At 69.1% G+C, this 22,567-nt stretch carries 19 protein-coding genes, 1 tRNA gene and 1 pseudogene; 2 read left to right on the top strand and 19 right to left on the bottom strand.

Annotated elements, in window-relative coordinates; translation table 11 throughout:
• Positions 1-100: 100 nt before the first annotated feature.
• From V7E45_RS22990 to V7E45_RS22945, 10 genes are all read right to left on the bottom strand, one after another.
• A complete protein-coding gene (locus V7E45_RS22990; RefSeq protein ID WP_333776084.1) occupies positions 101-4,000 on the bottom strand; it encodes a DNA-directed RNA polymerase subunit beta' in 3,900 nt (1,299 codons plus the stop codon).
• A 102-nt stretch (positions 4,001-4,102) separates the two neighbouring features.
• Positions 4,103-7,588 (bottom strand): DNA-directed RNA polymerase subunit beta, encoded by a 3,486-nt coding sequence (rpoB, locus tag V7E45_RS22985; RefSeq protein ID WP_333776083.1) that lies wholly within the window; start codon positions 7,586-7,588, stop codon positions 4,103-4,105.
• 570 nt (positions 7,589-8,158) lie between these two features.
• Positions 8,159-8,548 (bottom strand): 50S ribosomal protein L7/L12, encoded by a 390-nt coding sequence (gene rplL, locus V7E45_RS22980; protein WP_333776082.1) that lies wholly within the window; start codon positions 8,546-8,548, stop codon positions 8,159-8,161.
• Between the two features lie 117 nt (positions 8,549-8,665).
• Complete coding sequence (gene rplJ / locus V7E45_RS22975; protein ID WP_333776081.1) at positions 8,666-9,196, bottom strand: 50S ribosomal protein L10; 531 nt, start codon at positions 9,194-9,196, stop codon at positions 8,666-8,668.
• A 447-nt stretch (positions 9,197-9,643) separates the two neighbouring features.
• Positions 9,644-10,540, bottom strand: coding sequence for a hypothetical protein (locus V7E45_RS22970; protein WP_333776080.1), 897 nt, complete (start codon positions 10,538-10,540; stop codon positions 9,644-9,646).
• A 174-nt stretch (positions 10,541-10,714) separates the two neighbouring features.
• A complete protein-coding gene (gene rplA / locus V7E45_RS22965) occupies positions 10,715-11,440 on the bottom strand; it encodes a 50S ribosomal protein L1 (protein ID WP_333776079.1) in 726 nt (241 codons plus the stop codon).
• Positions 11,441-11,540: 100 nt separating this feature from the next.
• Complete coding sequence (rplK, locus tag V7E45_RS22960; RefSeq protein WP_031167035.1) at positions 11,541-11,975, bottom strand: 50S ribosomal protein L11; 435 nt, start codon at positions 11,973-11,975, stop codon at positions 11,541-11,543.
• A gap of 168 nt (positions 11,976-12,143) precedes the next feature.
• A complete protein-coding gene (gene nusG / locus V7E45_RS22955; protein WP_333776078.1) occupies positions 12,144-13,052 on the bottom strand; it encodes a transcription termination/antitermination protein NusG in 909 nt (302 codons plus the stop codon).
• 80 nt (positions 13,053-13,132) lie between these two features.
• Positions 13,133-13,417, bottom strand: a complete 285-nt coding sequence (gene secE / locus V7E45_RS22950) for a preprotein translocase subunit SecE (RefSeq protein WP_317444873.1) — start codon at positions 13,415-13,417, stop codon at positions 13,133-13,135.
• 107 nt (positions 13,418-13,524) lie between these two features.
• Positions 13,525-13,597: transfer RNA gene (locus V7E45_RS22945), tRNA-Trp, on the bottom strand.
• Positions 13,598-13,857: 260 nt separating this feature from the next.
• On the opposite strand from V7E45_RS22945, the gene V7E45_RS22940 reads away from it, so the two are divergent.
• Together V7E45_RS22940 and V7E45_RS22935 are read left to right on the top strand one after the other, a co-directional pair.
• On the top strand, positions 13,858-15,084 hold the full coding sequence (locus V7E45_RS22940) for a pyridoxal phosphate-dependent aminotransferase (RefSeq protein WP_333776077.1): 1,227 nt from the start codon (positions 13,858-13,860) through the stop codon (positions 15,082-15,084).
• Positions 15,085-15,237: 153 nt separating this feature from the next.
• Entirely contained in the window at positions 15,238-16,278 is a 1,041-nt protein-coding gene (locus V7E45_RS22935; RefSeq protein WP_333776076.1) for an adenosine deaminase, read from the top strand.
• Here V7E45_RS22935 and V7E45_RS22930 read toward each other — a convergent pair.
• The 9 genes and pseudogenes from V7E45_RS22930 to rpmG all read right to left on the bottom strand — a co-directional run bounded on the left by V7E45_RS22930 (position 16,223) and on the right by rpmG (position 22,541).
• Positions 16,223-16,951, bottom strand: coding sequence for a hypothetical protein (locus V7E45_RS22930; protein ID WP_333776075.1), 729 nt, complete (start codon positions 16,949-16,951; stop codon positions 16,223-16,225). The two genes, V7E45_RS22935 and V7E45_RS22930, sit on opposite strands and share 56 nt — an antisense overlap.
• Positions 16,952-17,108: 157 nt before the next feature.
• The gene (locus V7E45_RS22925; protein WP_333776074.1) at positions 17,109-18,164 is read right to left on the bottom strand and encodes a UDP-N-acetylmuramate dehydrogenase; all 1,056 of its coding nucleotides are present in this window, start codon (positions 18,162-18,164) and stop codon (positions 17,109-17,111) included.
• A gap of 82 nt (positions 18,165-18,246) precedes the next feature.
• Positions 18,247-18,339, bottom strand: a pseudogene (locus V7E45_RS22920).
• A 221-nt stretch (positions 18,340-18,560) separates the two neighbouring features.
• Positions 18,561-18,941 (bottom strand): DUF3291 domain-containing protein, encoded by a 381-nt coding sequence (locus V7E45_RS22915; protein WP_333776073.1) that lies wholly within the window; start codon positions 18,939-18,941, stop codon positions 18,561-18,563.
• A 134-nt stretch (positions 18,942-19,075) separates the two neighbouring features.
• The gene (locus V7E45_RS22910; protein ID WP_333776072.1) at positions 19,076-20,518 is read right to left on the bottom strand and encodes a DHA2 family efflux MFS transporter permease subunit; all 1,443 of its coding nucleotides are present in this window, start codon (positions 20,516-20,518) and stop codon (positions 19,076-19,078) included.
• 132 nt (positions 20,519-20,650) lie between these two features.
• Entirely contained in the window at positions 20,651-21,220 is a 570-nt protein-coding gene (locus tag V7E45_RS22905; RefSeq protein WP_333776071.1) for a TetR/AcrR family transcriptional regulator, read from the bottom strand.
• Positions 21,221-21,381: 161 nt separating this feature from the next.
• Positions 21,382-21,810: a MaoC family dehydratase gene (locus V7E45_RS22900; protein WP_333776070.1), complete on the bottom strand. Its 429-nt coding sequence runs from the start codon at positions 21,808-21,810 to the stop codon at positions 21,382-21,384.
• A gap of 7 nt (positions 21,811-21,817) precedes the next feature.
• Positions 21,818-22,270 (bottom strand): MaoC family dehydratase N-terminal domain-containing protein, encoded by a 453-nt coding sequence (locus tag V7E45_RS22895; protein WP_333776069.1) that lies wholly within the window; start codon positions 22,268-22,270, stop codon positions 21,818-21,820.
• 106 nt (positions 22,271-22,376) lie between these two features.
• On the bottom strand, positions 22,377-22,541 hold the full coding sequence (rpmG, locus tag V7E45_RS22890; RefSeq protein ID WP_003948671.1) for a 50S ribosomal protein L33: 165 nt from the start codon (positions 22,539-22,541) through the stop codon (positions 22,377-22,379).
• Positions 22,542-22,567 lie beyond the last annotated feature (26 nt).

The raw sequence follows: 22,567 nt of genomic DNA, 5'->3' as shown, positions 1-22,567 counted from the left end.
CCCCCCCCCCCCCCCCCCCCCCCCGGGGGGGCGGGCCCCCCCCCCCCCCGCGGGGCCCCCCCCGGGGGGGGGGCCCCCCCTTCGGTTTCAAGCTGCCCGCTTACTGGTTGTACGGACCGTAGTCGTAGTCCTCCAGCGGAACGGCCTGGCCGGAGCCCGTGCCGAACGGCGAGTAGTCGATGTCGTCGTAGCCGACGGCCGAGTACATCGCGGCCTTGGCCTCCTCGGTCGGCTCGACCCGGATGTTGCGGTAGCGGGACAGACCCGTACCGGCCGGGATGAGCTTACCGATGATGACGTTCTCCTTGAGGCCGATGAGGCTGTCGGACTTGGCGTTGATCGCCGCGTCCGTCAGGACTCGGGTCGTCTCCTGGAAGGAGGCGGCCGACAGCCAGGATTCCGTCGCCAGCGAGGCCTTGGTGATACCCATCAGCTGCGGACGACCGGAGGCCGGGTGACCGCCCTCCTGGACCACACGACGGTTCTCGGTCTCGAACTTCGAGCGCTCGACCAGCTCGCCCGGCAGCAGCTCCGCGTCGCCGGACTCGATGATCGTCACACGGCGCAGCATCTGCCGGATGATGATCTCGATGTGCTTGTCGTGGATCGACACACCCTGCGAGTTGTAGACCTTCTGGACCTCGCCGACCAGGTGGACCTGGACGGCACGCTGACCCAGGATGCGCAGCACGTCGTGCGGGTTGGTGGCACCCACGGTGAGCTGCTGGCCCACCTCGACGTGGTCGCCGTCGCGGACCAGGACCTTGGCACGCTTCGAGATCGGGAACGCCGTCTCGTCGCTGCCGTCGTCCGGGGTGACGACGAGCTTCTTGGTCTTCTCGGTCTCCTCGATCCGCACGCGGCCGGAGGCCTCGGAGATCGGGGCGACACCCTTCGGGGTACGGGCCTCGAAGAGCTCGACCACACGGGGCAGACCCTGGGTGATGTCGTCACCGGCCACACCACCGGTGTGGAAGGTACGCATCGTCAGCTGGGTACCGGGCTCACCGATGGACTGGGCGGCGATGATGCCGACCGCCTCACCGATGTCGACCAGCTTGCCGGTGGCCAGCGAACGGCCGTAGCACATCGCGCAGGTACCGACGGCGGACTCGCAGGTCAGGACCGAGCGGGTCTTGACCTCCTCGACGCCACGGCCGACGAGCTCCTCGATGAGGACATCGCCCAGGTCGGTGCCGGCCGGGGCCAGGACCTGACCGTCGACCACGATGTCCTCGGCGAGGCAGCGCGCGTACACGGACGTCTCGACGTCGTCCGTCTTGCGCAGCACGCCGTCCGCGCCGCGGTCGGCGATCCGCAGCTTCAGACCGCGCTCGGTGCCGCAGTCCTCCTCGCGGATGATGACGTCCTGCGAGACGTCGACCAGACGACGGGTCAGGTAACCCGAGTCGGCGGTACGCAGGGCGGTGTCCGCCAGACCCTTACGGGCACCGTGCGTGGAGATGAAGTACTCCAGCACGGACAGGCCCTCACGGAAGGACGCCTTGATCGGACGCGGGATGGTCTCGTTCTTCGCGTTCGACACCAGACCACGCATACCGGCGATCTGCCGCATCTGCATCATGTTTCCTCGGGCACCCGAGTCAACCATCATGAAGATGGGGTTCGTCTTGGGGAAGTTCTCGTTCATCGCCTCGGCGACCTCGTTGGTCGCCTTGGTCCAGATCGCGATGAGCTCCTGCGTGCGCTCTTCCTTGGTGATCAGACCGCGCTCGTACTGCTTCTGGACCTTCTCGTCCTGCGCCTCGTAGCCGCGGACGATCTCCTTCTTCGCCTCGGGAACGACGACGTCGGAGATGGCCACGGTGACACCGGAACGGGTCGCCCAGAAGAAGCCGGCCGCCTTCAGGTTGTCGAGCGTCGCCGCCACGATGACCTTGGGGTACCGCTCGGCCAGGTCGTTGACGATCTCGGAGAGCTGCTTCTTGCCCACCGAGTAGTCGACGAACGGGTAGTCCTCGGGCAGCAGCTCGTTGAAGAGCGCGCGGCCCAGCGTGGTGCGCAGGCGGAACGAGTCCCCCTGCTGCCACTCGGGCTCGCCCTCCTCGCGGGCCGGCGGGGTCCAGCCGCGCGGCGGGATGGTGCCCACCGGGAAGCGGATGTCGATCTGCGACTGCAGCGCCAGCTCGCCGGCGTCGAACGCCATGATCGCCTCGGCCGTGGAGCCGAACGCGCGGCCCTCGCCCTTGGTGTCACGCAGCTCGCCGTCGGTGGTGAGGAAGAACAGACCGAGGACCATGTCCTGGGTCGGCATCGTCACCGGGCGGCCGTCGGCCGGCTTGAGGATGTTGTTCGAGGACAGCATCAGGATGCGGGCCTCGGCCTGCGCCTCCGCGGACAGCGGCAGGTGCACGGCCATCTGGTCGCCGTCGAAGTCCGCGTTGAACGCGGTGCAGACGAGCGGGTGGATCTGGATGGCCTTGCCCTCGACCAGCTGCGGCTCGAAGGCCTGGATGCCGAGGCGGTGCAGGGTGGGAGCACGGTTCAGCAGCACCGGGTGCTCGGCGATGACCTCTTCGAGGACGTCGTACACGACCGTGCGGCCGCGCTCCACCATGCGCTTGGCGCTCTTGATGTTCTGCGCGTGGTTCAGGTCGACCAGGCGCTTCATCACGAACGGCTTGAAGAGCTCCAGCGCCATCGCCTTGGGCAGACCGCACTGGTGCAGCTTCAGCTGCGGACCGACGACGATCACCGAACGCGCGGAGTAGTCCACACGCTTGCCGAGCAGGTTCTGACGGAAGCGACCCTGCTTGCCCTTGAGCATGTCGCTCAGGGACTTCAGCGGGCGGTTGCCGGGACCGGTGACCGGGCGACCACGACGACCGTTGTCGAAGAGGGCGTCAACAGCCTCCTGAAGCATGCGCTTCTCGTTGTTGACGATGATCTCCGGGGCACCGAGGTCCAGGAGCCGCTTCAGACGGTTGTTGCGGTTGATCACACGGCGGTACAGGTCGTTCAGGTCGGAGGTCGCGAAGCGGCCACCGTCCAGCTGCACCATCGGACGCAGGTCCGGCGGGATGACCGGGACGCAGTCCAGGACCATGCCCTTGGGGCTGTTGGACGTCTGCAGGAACGCGGAGACGACCTTCAGCCGCTTCAGGGCGCGGGTCTTCTTCTGGCCCTTGCCGGTGCGGATGATCTCGCGGAGCTTCTCGGCCTCCTCGTCGAGGTCGAAGGACTCCAGGCGCTTCTGCAGCGCCGCGGCACCCATCGAGCCGTCGAAGTACGTGCCGAAGCGGTCACGCAGCTCGCGGTAGAGCAGCTCGTCGCCCTCGAGGTCCTGGACCTTGAGGTTCTTGAACCGGGTCCACACCTCGTCGAGGCGGTCGATCTCGCGCTGCGCACGGTCGCGCAGCTGCTTCATCTCGCGCTCCGCGCCCTCGCGCACCTTGCGGCGCACGTCGGCCTTGGCGCCCTCGGCCTCCAGCTCGGCCAGGTCGGTCTCGAGCTTCTTGGCGCGGGCCTCGAGGTCGGCGTCGCGACGGTTCTCGATCTGCTGGCGCTCCACCGAGACGTGCGCCTCGAGGGAGGGCAGGTCGCGGGTACGGCGCTCCTCGTCGACGTACGTGATCATGTACGCCGCGAAGTAGATGACCTTCTCGAGGTCCTTGGGCGCCAGGTCCAGCAGGTAGCCGAGGCGCGACGGGACACCCTTGAAGTACCAGATGTGCGTGACGGGCGCCGCCAGCTCGATGTGGCCCATCCGCTCACGGCGCACCTTGGCGCGCGTGACCTCGACGCCACAGCGCTCGCAGATGATGCCCTTGAAGCGGACGCGCTTGTACTTGCCGCAGTAGCACTCCCAGTCCCGGGTCGGACCGAAGATCTTCTCGCAGAAGAGTCCGTCCTTTTCGGGCTTCAGGGTGCGGTAGTTGATGGTCTCGGGCTTCTTGACCTCGCCGTGGCTCCACTGACGGATGTCGTCAGCGGTGGCCAGACCGATCCGGAGCTCGTCGAAGAAGTTGACGTCGAGCACTATGCGTCAATCCCTCTCAGGGTTGTAAGTCTGTGGTCTGAAACGGGGGCCTGGGGGTCGGCGGGGGCCTCACACGGTGGCGAGGCCCCTACCGGACTCCCGTCAGACCTCTTCGACGCTGCTCGGCTCGCGCCGGGACAGGTCGATACCGAGCTCCTCCGCGGCGCGGAAGACGTCCTCGTCGGTGTCGCGCATCTCGATCGACATACCGTCGCTGGACAGCACCTCCACGTTCAGGCAGAGCGACTGCATCTCCTTGATGAGCACCTTGAAGGACTCGGGGATGCCGGGCTCGGGGATGTTCTCGCCCTTGACGATGGCCTCGTAGACCTTCACGCGGCCGGTCACGTCGTCGGACTTGATGGTCAGCAGCTCCTGGAGCGCGTAGGCGGCGCCGTAGGCCTCGAGGGCCCACACCTCCATCTCGCCGAACCGCTGGCCACCGAACTGCGCCTTACCACCCAGCGGCTGCTGGGTGATCATCGAGTACGGACCGGTCGAGCGGGCGTGCAGCTTGTCGTCGACCAGGTGGTGCAGCTTGAGGATGTACATGTACCCGATGGAGATCGGGTCCGGGAACGGCTCACCGGAGCGGCCGTCGAACAGCCTCGCCTTGCCGGTCGGCTGCACCATGCGCTCGCCGTCGCGGTTCGGGATGGTGTGCTGCAGCAGACCCGCCAGCTCGTCCTCACGGGCACCGTCGAACACCGGGGTGGCGACGTTGGTGCCGGGAGCGACGGAGTCGGCGCCGATCACCTGGAGGCGCTGGGCCCACTCCTCCGCGAGGCCGGAGACGTCCCAGCCGCGGCTGGCGAGCCAGCCGAGGTGGATCTCCAGGACCTGTCCCGGGTTCATTCGGGACGGCACACCCAGCGGGTTGAGGATGATGTCGACCGGGGTGCCGTCCTCCAGGAACGGCATGTCCTCGATCGGCAGGATCTTGGAGATGACACCCTTGTTGCCGTGACGGCCGGCGAGCTTGTCACCGTCGGTGATCTTGCGCTTCTGCGCGACGTAGACGCGGACCAGCTGGTTCACGCCCGGCGGCAGCTCGTCGCCCTCCTCGCGGTCGAAGACGCGCACGCCGATGACCTTGCCGGTCTCGCCGTGCGGCACCTTCAGCGAGGTGTCACGGACCTCACGGGCCTTCTCACCGAAGATCGCGCGCAGCAGGCGCTCCTCGGGGGTCAGCTCGGTCTCACCCTTCGGGGTCACCTTGCCGACGAGGATGTCGCCGGCGATGACCTCGGCACCGATGCGGATGATGCCGCGCTCGTCGAGGTCGGCGAGGACCTCCTCGGAGACGTTCGGGATGTCCCGGGTGATCTCCTCGGGGCCGAGCTTGGTGTCACGGGCGTCGACCTCGTGCTCCTCGATGTGGATCGAGGAGAGGACGTCGTCCTGCACGAGGCGCTGCGACAGGATGATCGCGTCCTCGTAGTTGTGACCCTCCCACGGCATGAACGCCACGAGCAGGTTCTTGCCCAGGGCCATCTCGCCGTTCTCGGTGGCCGGACCGTCCGCGAGCACCTGGCCCGTGATGATCCGGTCGCCCTCGTCGACGACGACCTTCTGGTTGACCGAGGTGCCCTGGTTGGACCGGGAGAACTTGTGCAGGCGGTACGTGATGTACGTGCCGTCGTCGTTCGCCGTGGTGATGTAGTCCGCGGAGACCTCCTGGACCACACCGTCCTTCTCGGCCTTGACCACGTCGCCGGCGTCGACCGCGGAGCGGTACTCCATGCCGGTGCCGACGAGCGGTGCCTCGGACTTGATCAGCGGCACGGCCTGGCGCATCATGTTCGCGCCCATGAGGGCACGGTTGGCGTCGTCGTGCTCGAGGAACGGGATCATGGCGGTCGCGACCGACACCATCTGGCGCGGCGAGACGTCCATGTAGTCGACGTCCTCGGGGCTGACGTAGTCGACCTCACCGCCACGGCGGCGGACCAGGACACGCGCCTCGGCGAACCGCAGTTCGTCGTTGAGCGTGGCGTTGGCCTGCGCGATGACGAAGCGGTCCTCCTCGTCGGCGGTCAGGTAGTCGACCTCGTCGGTGACCTGGCCGTCGTTCACCTTGCGGTACGGGGTCTCGACGAAACCGAACGCGTTGACCCGGCCGTAGGAGGCGAGCGAGCCGATCAGACCGATGTTCGGGCCTTCGGGCGTCTCGATCGGGCACATGCGGCCGTAGTGCGAGGGGTGCACGTCACGGACCTCGAAGCCGGCCCGCTCACGGGAGAGACCACCCGGGCCAAGGGCCGACAGGCGGCGCTTGTGGGTGAGACCCGACAGCGGGTTGTTCTGGTCCATGAACTGCGACAGCTGGCTGGTGCCGAAGAACTCCTTGATGGAGGCGACGACCGGCCGGATGTTGATCAGGGTCTGCGGCGTGATCGCCTCGACGTCCTGGGTCGTCATGCGCTCGCGCACGACGCGCTCCATACGGGCGAGACCCGTACGGACCTGGTTCTGGATCAGCTCGCCGACGCTGCGCAGGCGGCGGTTGCCGAAGTGGTCGATGTCGTCCGTCTCGACAACGATGCTGTCGCCGTTGTCGCCGGTGGTCTCGGTCTCGCCGGCGTGCAGCTGCACCAGGTACTTGATCGTCGAGATGATGTCCTCGACGGTCAGGATGCCCGCGTCGAGCGGAGCGTCCGCGCCCAGCTTCTTGTTGACCTTGTAACGGCCGACCTTGGCCAGGTCGTAGCGCTTGGGGTTGAAGTACAGGTTCTCGAGCAGCGTCTGCGCGGCCTCACGCGTGGGGGGCTCGCCCGGACGCAGCTTGCGGTAGATGTCGAGCAGCGCGTCGTCCTGGCCCTGGGTGTGGTCCTTCTCCAGGGTGGCGCGCATCGACTCGTAGTCGCCGAACTCCTCGAGGATCTGCTCGGTCGTCCAGCCGAGCGCCTTCAGCAGCACGGTGACCGACTGCTTGCGCTTGCGGTCGATGCGGACACCGACCATGTCACGCTTGTCGATCTCCATCTCCAGCCAGGCACCCCGGGACGGGATGATCTTGGCGGAGAAGATGTCCTTGTCGGACGTCTTGTCGATCGAGGAATCGAAGTAGACACCGGGGGAACGGACCAGCTGGGAAACGACGACACGCTCGGTGCCGTTGATGACGAAGGTGCCCTTGTTCGTCATGAGCGGGAAGTCGCCCATGAAGACCGTCTGGGACTTGATCTCACCGGTCTCGTTGTTGGTGAACTCGGCGGTGACGAAGAGCGGGGCGGCGTACGTGAAGTCGCGCTCCTTGCACTCGTCGATGGAGTTCTTCGGCGGCTCGAAGCGGTGGTCCCGGAAGGTCAGGGACATCGACCCGGAGAAGTCCTCGATCGGGGAGATCTCCTCGAAGATCTCCTCCAGACCGGACTTCGTGGGGACGTCCTGACCGTTCTCAAGAGCCTCCTCGACCCGACTCTGCCAGGCGGTGTTGCCGAGCAGCCAGTCAAAGCTCTCGGTCTGCAGCGCGAGCAGGTTCGGAACCTCGAGAGGCTCCTTGATCTTTGCAAAGGAGATGCGCAGCGGGGCGGTGCTGGCGCCGTTGTTCGTATTCGCGGTCGAGGCGGTGCGCGAGGCGGCCAAGAGGGGGTCCTTCCGAGGGCTCGGACTCACTACGCGCGTGCCGGTCCCTCTCCGTGCACGGTGACAGAAACCCCAGGTCAGGGTAGGTTCGGTCATCGGTGCTCGAGTGAGGGCAGACCCCTGGTGACGGGCAGGGGACAACTAACAGGCAGCGCAAAGGGTCAGTGTAGCCACTTGGCACACTGATGTCCAGCGCGGGTTTCTGTAGACCCTCGTAGTGCTCAACGCCCTCGTCAACGCCCTCGGCATGCTTGCCCTCAACGCACGTTGATACTGCCCTCTTCGCCGTCGATCCATGCCTCGGATTCGGATCCTTGTGACGACGCGTCCTGAGAATTGCGCGCTGCGTGCGGTTCGTCAAGGCCCCCCAGCCCAAACGAGACTGGCCGGAGACACAACGAAGATCACCATACCCCTCGCCGTCGCGAGTGCAAGGCAACCGAAGCCGACCCCCGGATACACCGAAGAGCGACCACCCGGATGGATGATCGCTCTTCGGTGCGTTCGCGTTACAGCCCTACCTACGGGGCCGCAATCAGCGTGCCGAGGTTCGAGGAACCTCGAAAGGTCTTACTTGACCTCGACGGAGGCGCCGGCGCCCTTGAGGGACTCGGCGGCCTTCTCGGCGGCGTCCTTGGCGACCTTCTCGAGAACGGGCTTCGGGGCGCCGTCCACGAGGTCCTTGGCCTCCTTCAGACCCAGGGAGGTCAGCTCACGCACGACCTTGATGACCTGGATCTTCTTGTCGCCGGCACCGGTGAGGATGACGTCGAACTCGTCCTTCTCCTCTTCGGCCTCGGCGCCCGCACCGGCACCGGCGGCGCCGGCCACGACGACCGGGGCGGCAGCGGCGGCGGTGACGTCGAACTTCTCCTCGAAGGCCTTCACGAACTCGGAGAGCTCGATGAGGGTCATCTCCTCGAACTGCGCGAGCAGGTCTTCCTGGCTGAGCTTCGCCATGATGGGCGATCCTTCCACTAATTCGGCGGGTGCCGGATGTACTGGGTGTGGCGGGCGTACGTCGGCCCGCTGAGACCCTCGCCGCGTCAGGCGGCCAGGATCAGAAAGCGAGCCGAGTTACTCGGCACCGCCCTGCTCGTCCTGCTTGGCACGAAGCGCGTCCAGGGTGCGGACGAGCTTCGACGGGAGCGCCTGGAAGACAGAGGCAGCCTGGGACTGCTTGCCCTTGAACGCACCGGCCAGCTTGGAGAGCAGAACCTCGCGGGACTCGAGGTCCGCAAGCTTCTTGATCTCATCGGCGGACAGCGCCTTGCCGTCAAGGACACCGCCCTTGATGATGAGATTCGGGTTGTCCTTGGCGAAGTCACGGAGACCCTTCGCCGACTCCACCGGGTCACCGGTGACGAAGGCGACGGCCGTCGGACCAGCGAAGAGCTGGTCGTCCAGCGTGATCCCGGCCTCGTTGGCCGCAATCTTGGTCAGCGTGTTCTTCACCACGGCGTACTGGGCGTTCTCACCGAGCGACCGGCGCAGCGTCTTGAGCTGCGCCACGGTGAGACCGCGGTACTCGGTCAGCACGGCGGCATTGGAGCTGCGGAACTTGTCCGTCAGCTCGGCAACCGCGGCAGCCTTGTCGGGCCTCGCCATAGAGCCTCGGCCTCCTTCCGGGTGATTCTGACCGCGCGGACCCGAAGGAGGACTGGGGAAACGAAACGCCCCGGCGCAGGCGCTCGGGGCGGACTCGACCGGCTGCACACACTCAGGGCGTATGCTCCGGGAGTTCTTCCACGTCACCTGCGCGGGTCGTCCACTCTTCAGCGGATCCTTCGGCCACCGCACCCTCGTGGGAGCGCGCGGCAACGACCAGCGGTCTTTGGCTTCGGTAGGAGAGTACGGGACCGGAGAGCTGTCGAGCAAATCGGGCCCCCCGGGCGTCTGCCCGGCCGTCCCGCGGGGCACCGGACGGGCCGCCCCGCGGGCACGCGGGCCCGCCGCCGGGCGGCGCCCGGGGGGTCAGGACAACGNCCCCCCCCCCCCCCCCCCCCCCCCCCCCCCCCCCCCCCCCCCCCCCCCCCCCCCCCCCCCCGCGGCGGGTCAGGAGACGGTGCCGGTGCCGCCCGTCACGCCGCCGGACTTCACAAGCTCCTTGAAGTCCTTGGTGTCCCCGGCCGGGGGCGCCTCGGCGGAGACCTTCACGCCGTAGTCGCTGTAGTAGGCCGTGCTGGTCATGGCGCCGTTGGCGGTGGTCGCCTTCTCGATCTTCTTCACCAGCAGGCTCTGGTCGTTGACCCAGATGTCGACCGTCTCGGTGGTGACGCCCGCCTGGCTGAGCTGCTTCTTCAGGCCGGCCAGCTGATCGGCGGTGAGGTCGCTGTTCTTGCCGGCGAGGTCGGCCACGTCGACCGTGCCCGCGTAGTGCGTGGCATCGGCGCCGGAGACCTTCTCCCTGCCGACCTTCTTCACGTCGCCCGAGGCCAGCAGCAGCTTCACCGACTGGTTCGGGGTGGTGTTCTGCATCTGGTCCTTGATGTACGCGCCGGAGCCGCCGCCGAACTTGGCGAGGTCGTCGTAGGCGTACCTGATCCAGTGCTTGCCGAACTGCTGGGCGAACTTGTCGCTCATCTTCGCGTAGTAGGCGTCCGGCAGATAGCGGGCCTGCATCGACGTGGAGCCGGCCTGGCGCATGGCGTCGGCCATCTTGCCGCCGGTGTACGTGATGGTCAGGTTGCCCTTGAGACCGCCGCCCCAGGCGAGGGCGCCGTCGGCGGTCATCGACATCTGGTCGCCGAGGGAGGTGCTGGAGCGGACCTTGGCGGACTCGGCCTTGTCGGTGGACTGCTCGGCGGAGCGCAGGGCGGCGAGCGGACTCATGTCCGTGACGCTCTTTCCGACGGCCTTGTCGCCCTTGTCCGAGCCGCAGGCGGCCAGTCCCGTCAGCGCGGTCACCACCGCGACGGAGAGACCCACCCGGCGTACGGTCCTGCTGTTCATGTCGTCCCACCCCTATGCGAGAGTCCTGTGCCTGCACGCTGGGCCAGGCCAATGACAGTCGTGCGAAAGGTCGCACACAGAAAGGACGGGCCCCGCACCCGGAAGGTTCCAGGTGCGGGGCCCGCCCTCACTCTGCTACGCGTCGCTGACGCGGCTGCCGGTTGAGCCGGTGGCTCAGACGGCGGCCGGGTCCTCCTCGACGAGGAGGTTGCGGGTGCGGTTCGGGTCGACCGGGATGCCGGGGCCCATCGTGGTGGTGATGGCGGCCTTCCTGATGTAGCGACCCTTGGCGGCGGACGGCTTCAGACGGAGGATCTCCTCCAGCGCGGCGCCGTAGTTCTCCACCAGCTTGTCGTCGTCGAAGGACGCCTTGCCGATGATGAAGTGCAGGTTCGAGTGCTTGTCGACGCGGAACTCGATCTTGCCGCCCTTGATGTCGGTGACGGCCTTGGCCACGTCGGGGGTGACGGTGCCGGTCTTCGGGTTCGGCATCAGACCACGCGGGCCGAGGACGCGGCCGAGGCGGCCGACCTTGCCCATGAGGTCCGGGGTGGCGACGACGGCGTCGAAGTCCAGACGGCCCTTCGCCACCTCGTCGATCAGTTCGTCGGAGCCGACGATGTCGGCGCCCGCGGCCTCCGCGGCCGCAGCACGGTCACCGGTCGCGAAGACCAGGACCCGGGCAGTCTTGCCGGTGCCGTGCGGCAGGTTCACGGTGCCACGGACCATCTGGTCGGCCTTGCGCGGGTCGACACCCAGGCGGAAGGCGACCTCGACGGTGCCGTCGAACTTGGTCGTGGAGGTCTCCTTGGCGAGACGGACGGCCTCGAGCGGGGCGTACAGCTTCTCCCGGTCGATCTTGGCGTCCGCAGCGCGGAGAGCCTTGCTGCGCTTGCTCACAACTTGCTCCTGTGTGTTCTGAAAGGAGTCGTGGTCTCCGGGCCGAGCAGGCCCTGCCACGTGCGACCGGCTACGGCCGCATGGACTACTGGGGTGGGGGTCAGCCCTCGACCGTGATGCCCATGGAGCGGGCGGTGCCGGCGATGATCTTCGACGCGGCGTCCAGGTCGTTCGCGTTGAGGTCGGGCATCTTGGTCTGGGCGATCTCGCGGACCTGCGCCTCGGTGATCTTGGCGACCTTGGTCTTGTGCGGCTCGCCGGAGCCCTTCTCGACACCCGCGGCCTTGAGGATCATCTTCGCGGCCGGCGGCGTCTTGGTGACGAAGGTGAAGGAGCGGTCCTCGTAGACCGTGATCTCCACCGGGATGACCCAGCCACGCTGCGACTCGGTCGCGGCGTTGTAGGCCTTGCAGAACTCCATGATGTTGACGCCGTGCTGACCGAGCGCGGGGCCGACCGGCGGGGCGGGGTTCGCCGCACCGGCGTTGATCTGGAGCTTGATGAGCCCCGTGACCTTCTTCTTCTTGGGAGGCATAGCTCTCCGGGTCCTTTCGATTCGGGTCCTGCCGACATCCGGGGACCACCCGGACGCAGGCATACCGCACAACGATAACGGGTATAGATGCGCGGCCAAAAACCGTGCAGGTCAGACAGGCTGAAGCAGCCCGGCTGACCTGCACGGAAGCAAGAGGTCCAGAAAGAGCTAGTTCTTCTGGATCTGGTCGAAGGAGAGCTCGACCGGCGTCTCGCGCCCGAAGATCTCCACGAGGCCCTTGACCTTCTTCGAGTCCGGGTTGATCTCGTTGATGGTCGCCTGCAGCGTGGCGAACGGGCCGTCGGTGACGGTGACCGAGTCGCCGACCTCGAAGTCCAGCACCTGGACCTCGACCTTGCGCTGCGGGGCGGGCTTGCCCTCGGCCTCGGCGGCCTCACGGGCGGCCTTCTCCTCGGCCTCCGGGGCGAGCATCTTGACGATCTCGTCCAGGGTCAGCGGGTACGGGTCGTAGGCGTTGCCGACGAAGCCGGTCACACCCGGGGTGTTGCGGACGACGCCCCAGGACTCGTTGGTCAGGTCCATGCGGACCAGGACGTAACCCGGCAGCTTGTTCTGCTTGATCGTCTTGCGGTCGCCGTTCTTGATCTGGACGACCTCTTCCTGCGGCACCTCGGCCTGGAAGATGTAGTCCTCGACGTTCAGCGAGACGGCGCGCTGCTCCAGGTTGGTCTTCACGCGGTTCTCGTAGCCGGCGTAGGTGTGGATGACGTACCACTCGCCGGGCAGGAGGCGCAGCTCCTGGCGCAGGGCCTCGATCGGGTCGACGGGCTCCGCGGGCTCCTCCTCGACGGCCTCGGCCGTCTCGTCGGCAGCGGCGGCGAGCTCGTCGCTCTCCTCGGTCTCGTCGGAGTCCTCGGTGGCGTCGGCGTCCTCGACGTCGAGGTCTTCGTCCTCGTCCTCGACGTGCAGCGCGGCCACCTCGGCCGGCTCCCCCAGTTCGGCCTCTGCAGCCTCGAACTCGTCCTGCTCGTCCGCGCCTTCGACGATGTCGAGCTCGTCGTCCACCGTCTCGGCGGCATTCCCGCGAGGCTCGTCGTTCAGGTTCGGGTCAGACACGATGGCTGCTTCTTCCTGGATACATAGGGGTGGAACATGCGAAAACGGGCGCCGGTACCACGGCGCCCTTCGCTCTCGGCTCAGCCGAAGACGTACTTGGCCGCGTGGTTGAGCCCATAGTCAATCACGGTCACCAAGGCGATCATGATGGCGACGAAGAAGATCACCACTGTGGTGTACGACGTCAGCTGGTTGCGAGTCGGCCAGACGACCTTGCGGAGCTCCGCGATGATCTGGCGGTAGAAGATGGCGAGGCGCTTCAGCGGGCCCTTCTTGGCGCGCTTGCCGCCCTTGCGGGCCTTCTTCTTGGACTCGGGCACCTCATCGGCGTCAGGCGTGTCGATGGAGCCCACGGCGTCCGTCATTCGTCCTCACCTGATCCCGGGTCGTGGCCGTGCCGCGCCCGGTTTCTGAGCCGCACGGCGGTGCATTGCTGTACGTACATGCGCACACATCCTGGCGGTGTGTGTAGCAGGGCCGGAGGGACTTGAACCCCCAACCGCCGGTTTTGGAGACCGGTGCTCTACCAATTGAGCTACGACCCTTTGGTGTCCCCCAACGTACCGCATCCGACCGGGTGCTCGGTGTGCACCGGCCACGGAACGGCGGCTGAAGGCCAACGAGGTGTGAGTGTACGTGGTCGGCGGGCTTGCGTCGAACAGAAAGTGCCTGCCCCGGACGGCCCGGCCGAAGATCGTCCTGGCCGGAGGCGCGATTCGTACCCCTGTTCACGCCTCGACCCTTTGCTGTTCAGTCCGTGAAACCCGTGTGCCGGGGACATTTCCGGTCTGGAACGATGGGCCCCATGAGCGCTGCAACCCCTCCCACCGAGCGCCGGGTCTCCGCCCGAGTCGGCGCGATCTCCGAGTCCGCCACCCTCGCCGTGGACGCCAAGGCCAAGGCCCTGAAGGCCGCCGGGCGTCCGGTGATCGGCTTCGGCGCCGGTGAGCCCGACTTCCCGACCCCGGACTACATCGTCGAGGCGGCCGTCGAGGCCTGCAAGAACCCGAAGTACCACCGGTACACGCCGGCCGGCGGTCTGCCCGAGCTGAAGGCCGCGATCGCCGCGAAGACGCTGCGCGACTCCGGCTGGGAGCCCGACGTCTCGCAGATCCTGGTCACCAACGGCGGCAAGCAGGCCATCTACGAGGCGTTCGCCGCGATCCTCGACCCGGGCGACGAGGTCATCGTCCCGGCGCCGTACTGGACGACGTACCCGGAGTCGATCCGGCTGGCCGGCGGTGTGCCGGTGGAGGTCGTCGCCGACGAGACGACCGGCTACCGGGTCTCGGTCGAGCAGCTGGAGGCCGCTCGCACGGAGAAGACGAAGGTCGTGCTCTTCGTCTCCCCCTCCAACCCGACCGGCGCGGTGTACTCCGAGGCCGAGACCGAGGCGATCGGCCGCTGGGCCGTCGAGCACGGCCTGTGGGTGCTGACCGACGAGATCTACGAGCACCTGGTGTACGGCGACGCGGTCTCCGTGTCCCTGCCGGCGCTCCTGCCCGAGCTGCGGGACAAGTGCATCGTGGTCAACGGTGTCGCCAAGACGTACGCCATGACCGGCTGGCGCGTGGGCTGGGTCATCGGCCCGAAGGACGTCGTCAAGGCCGCGACCAACCTCCAGTCGCACGCCACCTCGAACGTCTCGAACGTGGCCCAGGTGGCCGCGCTGGCCGCCGTCTCCGGCGACCTGGACGCCGTGGCGAAGATGCGCGAGGCCTTCGACCGCCGCCGCAGGACCATCGTGCGGATGCTCAACGAGATCGACGGCGTCCTCTGCCCCGAGCCCGAGGGCGCCTTCTACGCCTACCCGTCGGTCAAGGCCCTGCTCGGCAAGGAGATCCGCGGCAGGCGCCCGCAGGACACCGTCGAGCTGGCCGCCCTGATCCTGGAGGAGGCCGAGGTCGCGGTCGTCCCGGGCGAGGCCTTCGGCACGCCGGGCTACCTGCGGCTGTCCTACGCGCTCGGCGACGAGGACCTCGTCGAGGGCGTGAGCCGGATCCAGAAGCTGCTGGCCGAGGCCCGGGACTGACCCGGCCGACAGGACATCGAGGCTGTTCCCGCGTTTTCACGCGCGCGTGCGGGCCGTCTCCCTCCGGGGAGGCGGCCCGTCCGCGTGTGCGAGCAAGACCACGTTCGGGGAAAGAGCTACCGGGGCGGCGGGGGCGTACGGCAGGATCCTGGGATGGAGCGTGTACGTGATGTCTCTGAGCTGCCGAAAGCCCATCTGCACCTGCACTTCACCGGCTCGATGCGGCCCGCAACCGTCCTGGAACTGGCCGACAAGTACGGCGTGCGTCTGCCCGATGCCCTGACAGAGGCCCTGACCAGCGGGGAACCGCCGAAGCTACGGGCCACCGACGAGCGGGGCTGGTTCCGCTTCCAGCGGCTGTACGACGCGGCGCGCTCCTGCCTGAGGCAGCCGGAGGACATCCAGCGGCTGGTCCGGGAGGCGGCGGAGGAGGATCTGCGGGACGGCTCGGGCTGGCTGGAGATCCAGGTCGACCCGACCTCGTACGCGCCCCGCCTGGGCGGTCTGATCCCGGCGCTGGAGATCATCCTGGACGCGGTGGAGACGACCGCGCGCGACACCGGCCTCGGCATGCGGGTGCTGGTCGCAGCGAACCGCATGAAGCACCCCCTGGACGCGCGCACGCTGGCCCGGCTCGCGGTGCGCTACGCAGACCGCGGTGTGGTGGGCTTCGGGCTGTCCAACGACGAGCGCCGGGGCATGGCGCGGGACTTCGACCGCGCCTTCGCCATCGCCCGCGACGGCGGACTGCTGTCGGCCCCGCACGGCGGCGAGTTGTCCGGCCCGGCGTCGGTGCGCGACTGCCTGGACGACCTGTACGCCCACCGGCTGGGCCACGGGGTACGGGCGGCGGAGGACCCGCGGCTGCTGAAGCGGCTCGCCGACCGGGGCGTGACCTGCGAGGTGTGCCCGGCCTCGAACGTGGCGCTCGGCGTGTACGAGAAGCCCGAGGACGTGCCGCTGCGCACGCTCTTCGAGGCGGGTGTCCCGATGGCCCTCGGCGCCGACGACCCGCTGCTGTTCGGTTCCCGGCTGGCCGCGCAGTACGAGATCGCCCGCCGCCACCACGACTTCACGGACGCGCAGCTCGCCGAGCTGGCCCGGCAGTCGGTCCGGGGCTCTGCGGCGCCCGAGGACGTCAAGGCGCGGCTGCTGGCCGGTGTGGACGCCTGGCTGGTTCGCCCGGCCGCCTGAAGTGGGCGTAGGGCGGATACGCCTTGAAGCACACCATGACGTCGTCGGGGTGCCCGCCGCCGCGGCCGGGCGGCTCGACCAGCGGCAGTACGGTCATCGGCTCCGGGTGCCCCTTGTCGACGTCTCTGCGGCGCGGCCCCCAGCCGGCGGCGTGGGCGAGGGAGATGGCCGTCTCGGCGAAGACGTCCCTGCTGCCGAACAGGATCAGCGTGCGGGCGTGGGTGACGTGCCGCAGCTCGTCCCGGCGGTCGGGGCGCTCCTGGCGGCCGCTCCCCTCCTGACGGCCGCGCCAGGCGGCGGCGTCCCGTGCGGTACGTGCCTCGTCGGTGCGCACCGAGAGCGGGCCGCCCGGTCCGAGCGCGCGGCGCAGCGCGGGCCACATGCTGGTCCGCAGTCCGTACGAGTGGTGGACCAGGAGCAGGTCGACCGGCTCCCCGACGCCCTCGTCCGGCGGGGCCCCGCCGCGCAGCGGCACGTGGACGAGGGTGTGCCGTGAGCAGGCGGCGAACGAGAACAGGCCGGCGAGGCGGCTCAGACCGTCGTGGTCGCCGAGCAGCAGTCCGACGGGCTCCGGGGCGCGCAGCGAGGTGTGGCGCAGGGGCCGTAGGGGCTGCACGAGCCGGTGTTCGTGGGGTCCCGTCCGGGGACGGAACTGGCGCAGCCTCAGCCGCATCCGGGTGACCTCATGCCTCCGGGGTCGCGGCCGGGCGGGGTGGTCGACAACGGGGCTTCCGTGCCGACCACTCCGGGGGCGCGGGGCGTGATCCGGGCGCCGGGCCCGAGGGCCTGTCGCGCCGCGCGGCGGCGGAGGTCACCTCCGCGACGGGGCGCTAGAGGCCGACGCCCACCGTCACCGGCTCGTTGACCAGCGTGACGCCGAACGCCTCGCGGACTCCGGCGACGACCTCGCGGGCCAGGGCGAGCAGGTCCTCGGTGGTCGCGCCACCCCGGTTGGTCAGGGCGAGGGTGTGCTTGGTGGAGATGCGGGCGGGTCCGGTGCCGTAGCCCTTGGCGAAGCCCGCCTTGTCGATCAGCCAGGCCGCCGAGGTCTTCGTCCGGCCTTCCCCCGCCGGGTAGGCGGGCGGCTCGGTGTCCTCGCCCAGCCGCTCCCGCACGCGCGCGCGGAAGGCGGCGAACTGCTCCTCGCTCAGGATCGGGTTGGTGAAGAAGGACCCGGCGGACCAGGTGTCGTGGTCCTCGGGGTCGAGGACCATGCCCTTGCCGGCGCGCAGCTTCAGGACGGTGGCGCGGGCGTCGGCCAGCGGGACCCGGGCGCCGGGCTCGACGCCGAGCGCGCGGGCCGCCTCCGCGTACTTGACCGGCGCGGAGAGACCGTCCGCGTCCTCCAGCTCGAAGCGGACGCGCAGGACGACGTAGCGCTCGGGGTCGGCCTTGAAGCGGCTGTGCCGGTAGGAGAAGGCGCACTCCTCGTTCGTCAGCGTGACGGTCCGGCCGGCCCGGCGGTCGTAGGCGATCACCTCGGTGATCGTCGAGGAGACCTCCTGGCCGTAGGCGCCCACGTTCTGGATCGGGGTGGCGCCGGCCGAGCCCGGGATGCCGGCCAGGCACTCGACGCCGGCCAGTCCGGCCTCGACGGTGCGGGCGACGGCGTCCGTCCACACCTCGCCGGCCGCCAGCTCCAGGGTGGTGCCGCGCAGTTCGACGCCACGCGTGGCGATGCGCAGGGCGGTGCCGTCGAAGCCCTTGTCGCCGATGACCAGGTTGGAGCCGCCGCCGATGACCAGCAGCGGGGTCCCGCCGTCGTCGGCCTCGCGGACGGCGGCGATCACCTCGGCGTCGGTGGAGGCGGTGACCAGCCGGGCCGCGGGGCCGCCCAGGCGGAAGGTGGTCAGCGGGGCCAGGGGGGCGTCGTGGAGTACCTGCACGCGCCCAAGACTACGAGACGGCGCCGGCGGCTCCGCGGCGGCGCCGTCCCCGCGACGGCCGCCGTCCCGGAGCCGTCCCGTGCGGAGAGGGCAGGATTTGAACCTGCGTGGGCCGCATGGGCCCGACCTCGAGCGAACTCGCCGGTCCCCGATAAGCCACTCCGGGCACCTCTCCCTGCTCCCGGCCCGGTCTCCCGCGCCGTTCACGTGCATCACTGTGGCAGCGACCGCTGACGGCACGCTGACACGTACTCCGAAGACCGGCGGGCGCCCCGGTCCCGGGTCCCCGCACGGCACGGCACGCGCGCGTGGACCGTGGCCGAGGTCCACGCACGCGTGCGGGTGCGGGTGTCGCGGGCTGCCGGCTGTGGGACGGCAGGGGCGGGGGGCGGCGGCTCAGGTCAGCCGCCGGAATGCCTCCTCCCAACTCACGGGCAGTTCGTCGCTCGACGCCCGCCAGGTGGCGTACTTCGCGTCCCGCATCTGCCGCGCCAGGCCCTTGGACGCCGGTGCGTGGGGGCCGGAGCGGGCGAAGGCGCGCAGCGCGTCCGCCGACTCCCAGGCGGACAGGGTCCAGAAGGTGCGCCGCAGCGGTTGTGCCTTCAGGGCCGCCCCGTGGGCGCCCGGGGCGTGGCTGACCTGCCGCCACACGCGCGGTGTGCGCAGGAAGAACCGGAGGGCCCCCCAGCGGGTGCGGGTCTCGAAGCGGGAGGCGAAGACATGGACGTCGGTGCCGGGCGGCGGGGTGTTCGGCACGGTCCAGGGCAGCGTGGGCATGGCCGTTCTCCTTGTCCGTCTCTCGTTGTCCGTCGGTGGCCGACCGGTGGTCCGGTCGAGCGGTGGTCCGGTCGGCCACCGGTCGAGCGGTGGTCCGGTCGTCAGGTCGTACGTCGTCCGGGGTGGCCGTGCGGTCAGTGCGACAGGACCTCGACGGCCGGGGCGGGCGCCTGTCCGGCGGCCGGAGCGCCGTCCCGGGCGCGCCGCCGGGACGGGATGAGCAGGGCGGCGACCGCGGCCAGGGCGACCACACCGGAGCCGGTGACGAGGGCCGGCCGCAGTCCGTCCACGAAGGACTGGGCGCTCTCGTAGCCGCCCTGGGCGGAGAAGATCGACGACATGACCGCGATGCCGAGCGCGCCGCCGACCTCGCGCAGGGCGTTGTTGGCGCCGGAGGCGATGCCCTGCTCCTGCGGGCGGACGCTGGACATCACCAGGTTGGCGGCCGGGGCGAAGTACAGGGCCATGCCGATGCCGCTGACGATCAGGCCGGGCAGCTGGGCGGCGTAGGAGACGTCCGCCGAGACCACGGAGGCCATGTAGCCGAGGCCCACGGCCTGGAGGAACAGGCCGGTGGCGACGACCGGGCGGCCGCCGACGCGGTCGGAGAGGATGCCTGCGACCGGTGCGACGAGCATGGGCATGCCGGTCCAGGGCAGCATGCGCAGGCCGGCCTCGGTGGGCGAGTAGCCGAGCACGCCCTGCATGTACTGGCTGAGCAGGAAGATCGAGCCGAACATGCCCACGAACATCAGCAGGCTGGCCGCGTTGATCCCGGAGAAGGCGCGGGAGCGGAACAGGCGCATGGGCAGCATCGGGTTCTTGGCGCGGGTGCTGTAGAGGACGAAGCCCATCAACAGGGCGCCTCCGGCGAACAGGGCGGTCAGCACCAGGGAGTCGGTCCAGCCGTCGGCGGGCCCGCGGACCAGGCCGTACACGATGCCGAAGAGTCCGCCGCTGGCGAGCAGGGTGCCGGGGAGGTCGAGCCGGGCGCCCGTGCCGCGGGACTCGGCGAGGCGCAGCCGGGCCAGCGGCAGCAGGGCCACGCCGAGCGGGACGTTCAGCCAGAAGATCCAGTGCCAGGAGATGTGCTCGGTGAGGCTGCCGCCGATCAGCGGTCCGGAGGCGACGGCGAGGCCGTTGACGGCGCCCCAGATGCCGTAGGCCATGCCGCGCCGGGCGGCGGGCACGGCCGCGGTCAGCAGGGTGAGGGTGAGCGGCATCATGACGGCGGCGCCGACGCCCTGGACCGCGCGGGCGGCGATGAGGGAGCCGATGCCGGGGGCCATGGCCGCGGCCGCGGAGGCGCCGGTGAAGACGGCGAGTCCGGCGAGGAAGAGCCGGCGGCGGCCGAAGCGGTCGCCGAGCGCGGCGCCGAACATCAGCAGCACGGCGAAGGTGAGCGTGTAGGCGCTCACGGTCCACTCCAGGTCGTCCAGCGCTCCGCCGAGATCCGCGCGGATGGACGGCAGGGCGGTGGTGACGACGAGGTTGTCGAGGGCCGCCATGAATCCGGCGACGCTGGTGATGACGAGGGCCCAGACGGCTCCCCCGCGACGTGCGGTCTGCTCTGACATCGCTCCCCCAGGGGTGATCAGTGGTGATCACCTCAGTTGATTAGTTATTGCTGACTAACTTTCGCGGTCATGAAAAGGCGGAGTTGCCCGCCCGTCCGGTACCGCATCCGTGCCGCTCAGCCCTGGCCGGCCCTACTTCTCCAGCCGTCCGGTGAGCCGGGCGGAGGGGTACATCCCCTGCCAGACCCGGTGCTCGGGCGGGAACCCCATGGCCGCGAGGGTGTTGATGAGCATCCCGTAGGCCAGGAAGGTCGTGGTCTCGCCGTCGTCGGCGCCCAGCGGCAGGTGCACGGTGTCCCAGAGCTCCATCCAGCCGGCCCGCACGACCTCGCCGAACTCGTGGTCGCCCTCCGCCTCGGCGGCCGAGACCGTGATGTACGTCTGCATCTGCATCTGGAGCGACTCGGGGCGCTCCGTGATCAGGTGCACGTAGGCGTTGGCCATGGCATGCAGGGCCTCCTCGCCCTCCAGCCCCGCGGACGCGTCCGCGAAGACCCGACGGATGTCCTCCACGCACCGCAGGGAGGCGGCGGCGAAAATCGCCTTCTTGCCCGGGAAGAGCCGGAAGAGGTACGGCTGCGAGACACCCACGCGCCGGGCGATCGCCTCCGTGGAGGTGCCGTAGTAACCCTTGCGGGCGAACTCCGTGACCGCCGCGCGGATGACGCTCTCGCGCCGCTCCTCCGCACTCATCCTGACCATGCAAGTAAGTTAGTACTCAATCACTAACTAAGTCAACCGGCCGGCTCCGACGGGGTCTTGTTCCCGTCCAGGAGTACACGTAAGGGGTGCCCGCCTTCGTGGGGCACCCCTTACGCGCGTTCTGTTCACCGGAGGGCCGGCCGTACCGCTGCCGGGCCGGGTCAGGCCAGGCGGACGACCGCCCGGGACATGCCGAGCACCTTCTGGCCGCCGCTGGTCGCGGTCAGGTCCACCCGCACGGTGTTGTCGTCGAGCTTGGCCGCGACCTTGGCGCTGACCTCGATCACCGCACCCTCGTCGTCGTTGGGCACGACCACCGGCTTGGTGAAGCGGACGCCGTAGTCCACCACCGCGCCCGGGTCACCGGTCCAGTCGGTGACCACACGGATCGCCTCGGCCATGGTGAACATGCCGTGCGCGATGACGTCCGGCAGGCCCACCTCCTTGGCGAACTTCTCGTTCCAGTGGATCGGGTTGAAGTCCCCGGAGGCACCCGCGTACCGCACCAGCGTGGCGCGGGTCACGGAGAAGGTCTGGGCCGGCAGTTCCGTGCCGACCTCGACGTCGTCGTACGCGATCTTCGCCGTCATCGGTACCTCACGCCTCCTCGGCCGCACGGGCCACGAGCTTGGTCCAGGCGGTCACCACGAGCTCGCCCGCCTCGTCGTGCACCTCGCCGCGGATGTCCAGCACGTCGTTGCCCGCGAGGGACTTGATGCCCTCGATGGTGGAGGTGACCGAGAGCCGGTCACCGGCGCGCACCGGGCGGGCGTACGCGAACTTCTGGTCGCCGTGCACCACACGGCTGTAGTCGAGACCGAGCTGCGGGTCCTCGATGACCTGTCCGGCGGCCCGGAAGGTGATGGAGAACACGAAGGTGGGCGGGGCGATCACATCGGAGTGACCGAACGCCTTGGCGGCCTCCGGGTCCGTATACGCGGGGTTGCTCTCCCCGACCGCCTCGGCGAACTCGCGGATCTTCTCCCGGCCCACCTCGTAGGGCGCGGTGGGCGGATAAGTCCGTCCCACGAAGGACTGGTCGAGCGCCATGGCCCGGCACCTCCTGGTCTCGGCAGCGTGTCTGCTTCGGACAGCGTGTGAAACGACGTGAGGCCGCCCCCCGAACTGCGGGGGCGGCCTCACGTACGAGCCTGATTTATCGCGTTTCGCGGTGCGCGGTGTGCGCGTTGCAACGCGGGCAGTGCTTCTTCATCTCAAGACGGTCCGGGTTGTTACGCCGGTTCTTCTTGGTGATGTAGTTCCGCTCCTTGCACTCCACGCAGGCCAGCGTGATCTTCGGGCGGACGTCGGTGGCAGCCACGTGAGTGCTCCTAGGACGAACGGATG

Source organism: Streptomyces sp. IBSBF 3136, from assembly GCF_036815105.1.
Classification (GTDB): Bacteria; Actinomycetota; Actinomycetes; order Streptomycetales; family Streptomycetaceae; genus Streptomyces.
The sequence above is the reverse complement of the archived record's forward strand: the minus strand, read 5'-3'. Positions and strand labels throughout refer to the sequence as shown.

Excerpts from the sequence above, each read along its gene's own strand:
- rplL (WP_333776082.1), bottom strand. The coding sequence starts at position 8,548 with ATGGCGAAGCTCAGCCAGGAAGACCTGCTCGCGCAGTTCGAGGAGATG.
- rplJ (WP_333776081.1), bottom strand. The coding sequence starts at position 9,196 with ATGGCGAGGCCCGACAAGGCTGCCGCGGTTGCCGAGCTGACGGACAAG.
- V7E45_RS22970 (WP_333776080.1), bottom strand. The coding sequence starts at position 10,540 with ATGAACAGCAGGACCGTACGCCGGGTGGGTCTCTCCGTCGCGGTGGTG.
- rplK (WP_031167035.1), bottom strand. The coding sequence starts at position 11,975 with ATGCCTCCCAAGAAGAAGAAGGTCACGGGGCTCATCAAGCTCCAGATC.
- secE (WP_317444873.1), bottom strand. The coding sequence starts at position 13,417 with ATGACGGACGCCGTGGGCTCCATCGACACGCCTGACGCCGATGAGGTG.
- V7E45_RS22940 (WP_333776077.1), top strand. The coding sequence starts at position 13,858 with ATGAGCGCTGCAACCCCTCCCACCGAGCGCCGGGTCTCCGCCCGAGTC.
- V7E45_RS22935 (WP_333776076.1), top strand. The coding sequence starts at position 15,238 with ATGGAGCGTGTACGTGATGTCTCTGAGCTGCCGAAAGCCCATCTGCAC.
- V7E45_RS22930 (WP_333776075.1), bottom strand. The coding sequence starts at position 16,951 with ATGCGGCTGAGGCTGCGCCAGTTCCGTCCCCGGACGGGACCCCACGAA.
- V7E45_RS22915 (WP_333776073.1), bottom strand. The coding sequence starts at position 18,941 with ATGCCCACGCTGCCCTGGACCGTGCCGAACACCCCGCCGCCCGGCACC.
- V7E45_RS22910 (WP_333776072.1), bottom strand. The coding sequence starts at position 20,518 with ATGTCAGAGCAGACCGCACGTCGCGGGGGAGCCGTCTGGGCCCTCGTC.
- V7E45_RS22905 (WP_333776071.1), bottom strand. The coding sequence starts at position 21,220 with ATGGTCAGGATGAGTGCGGAGGAGCGGCGCGAGAGCGTCATCCGCGCG.
- V7E45_RS22900 (WP_333776070.1), bottom strand. The coding sequence starts at position 21,810 with ATGACGGCGAAGATCGCGTACGACGACGTCGAGGTCGGCACGGAACTG.
- V7E45_RS22895 (WP_333776069.1), bottom strand. The coding sequence starts at position 22,270 with ATGGCGCTCGACCAGTCCTTCGTGGGACGGACTTATCCGCCCACCGCG.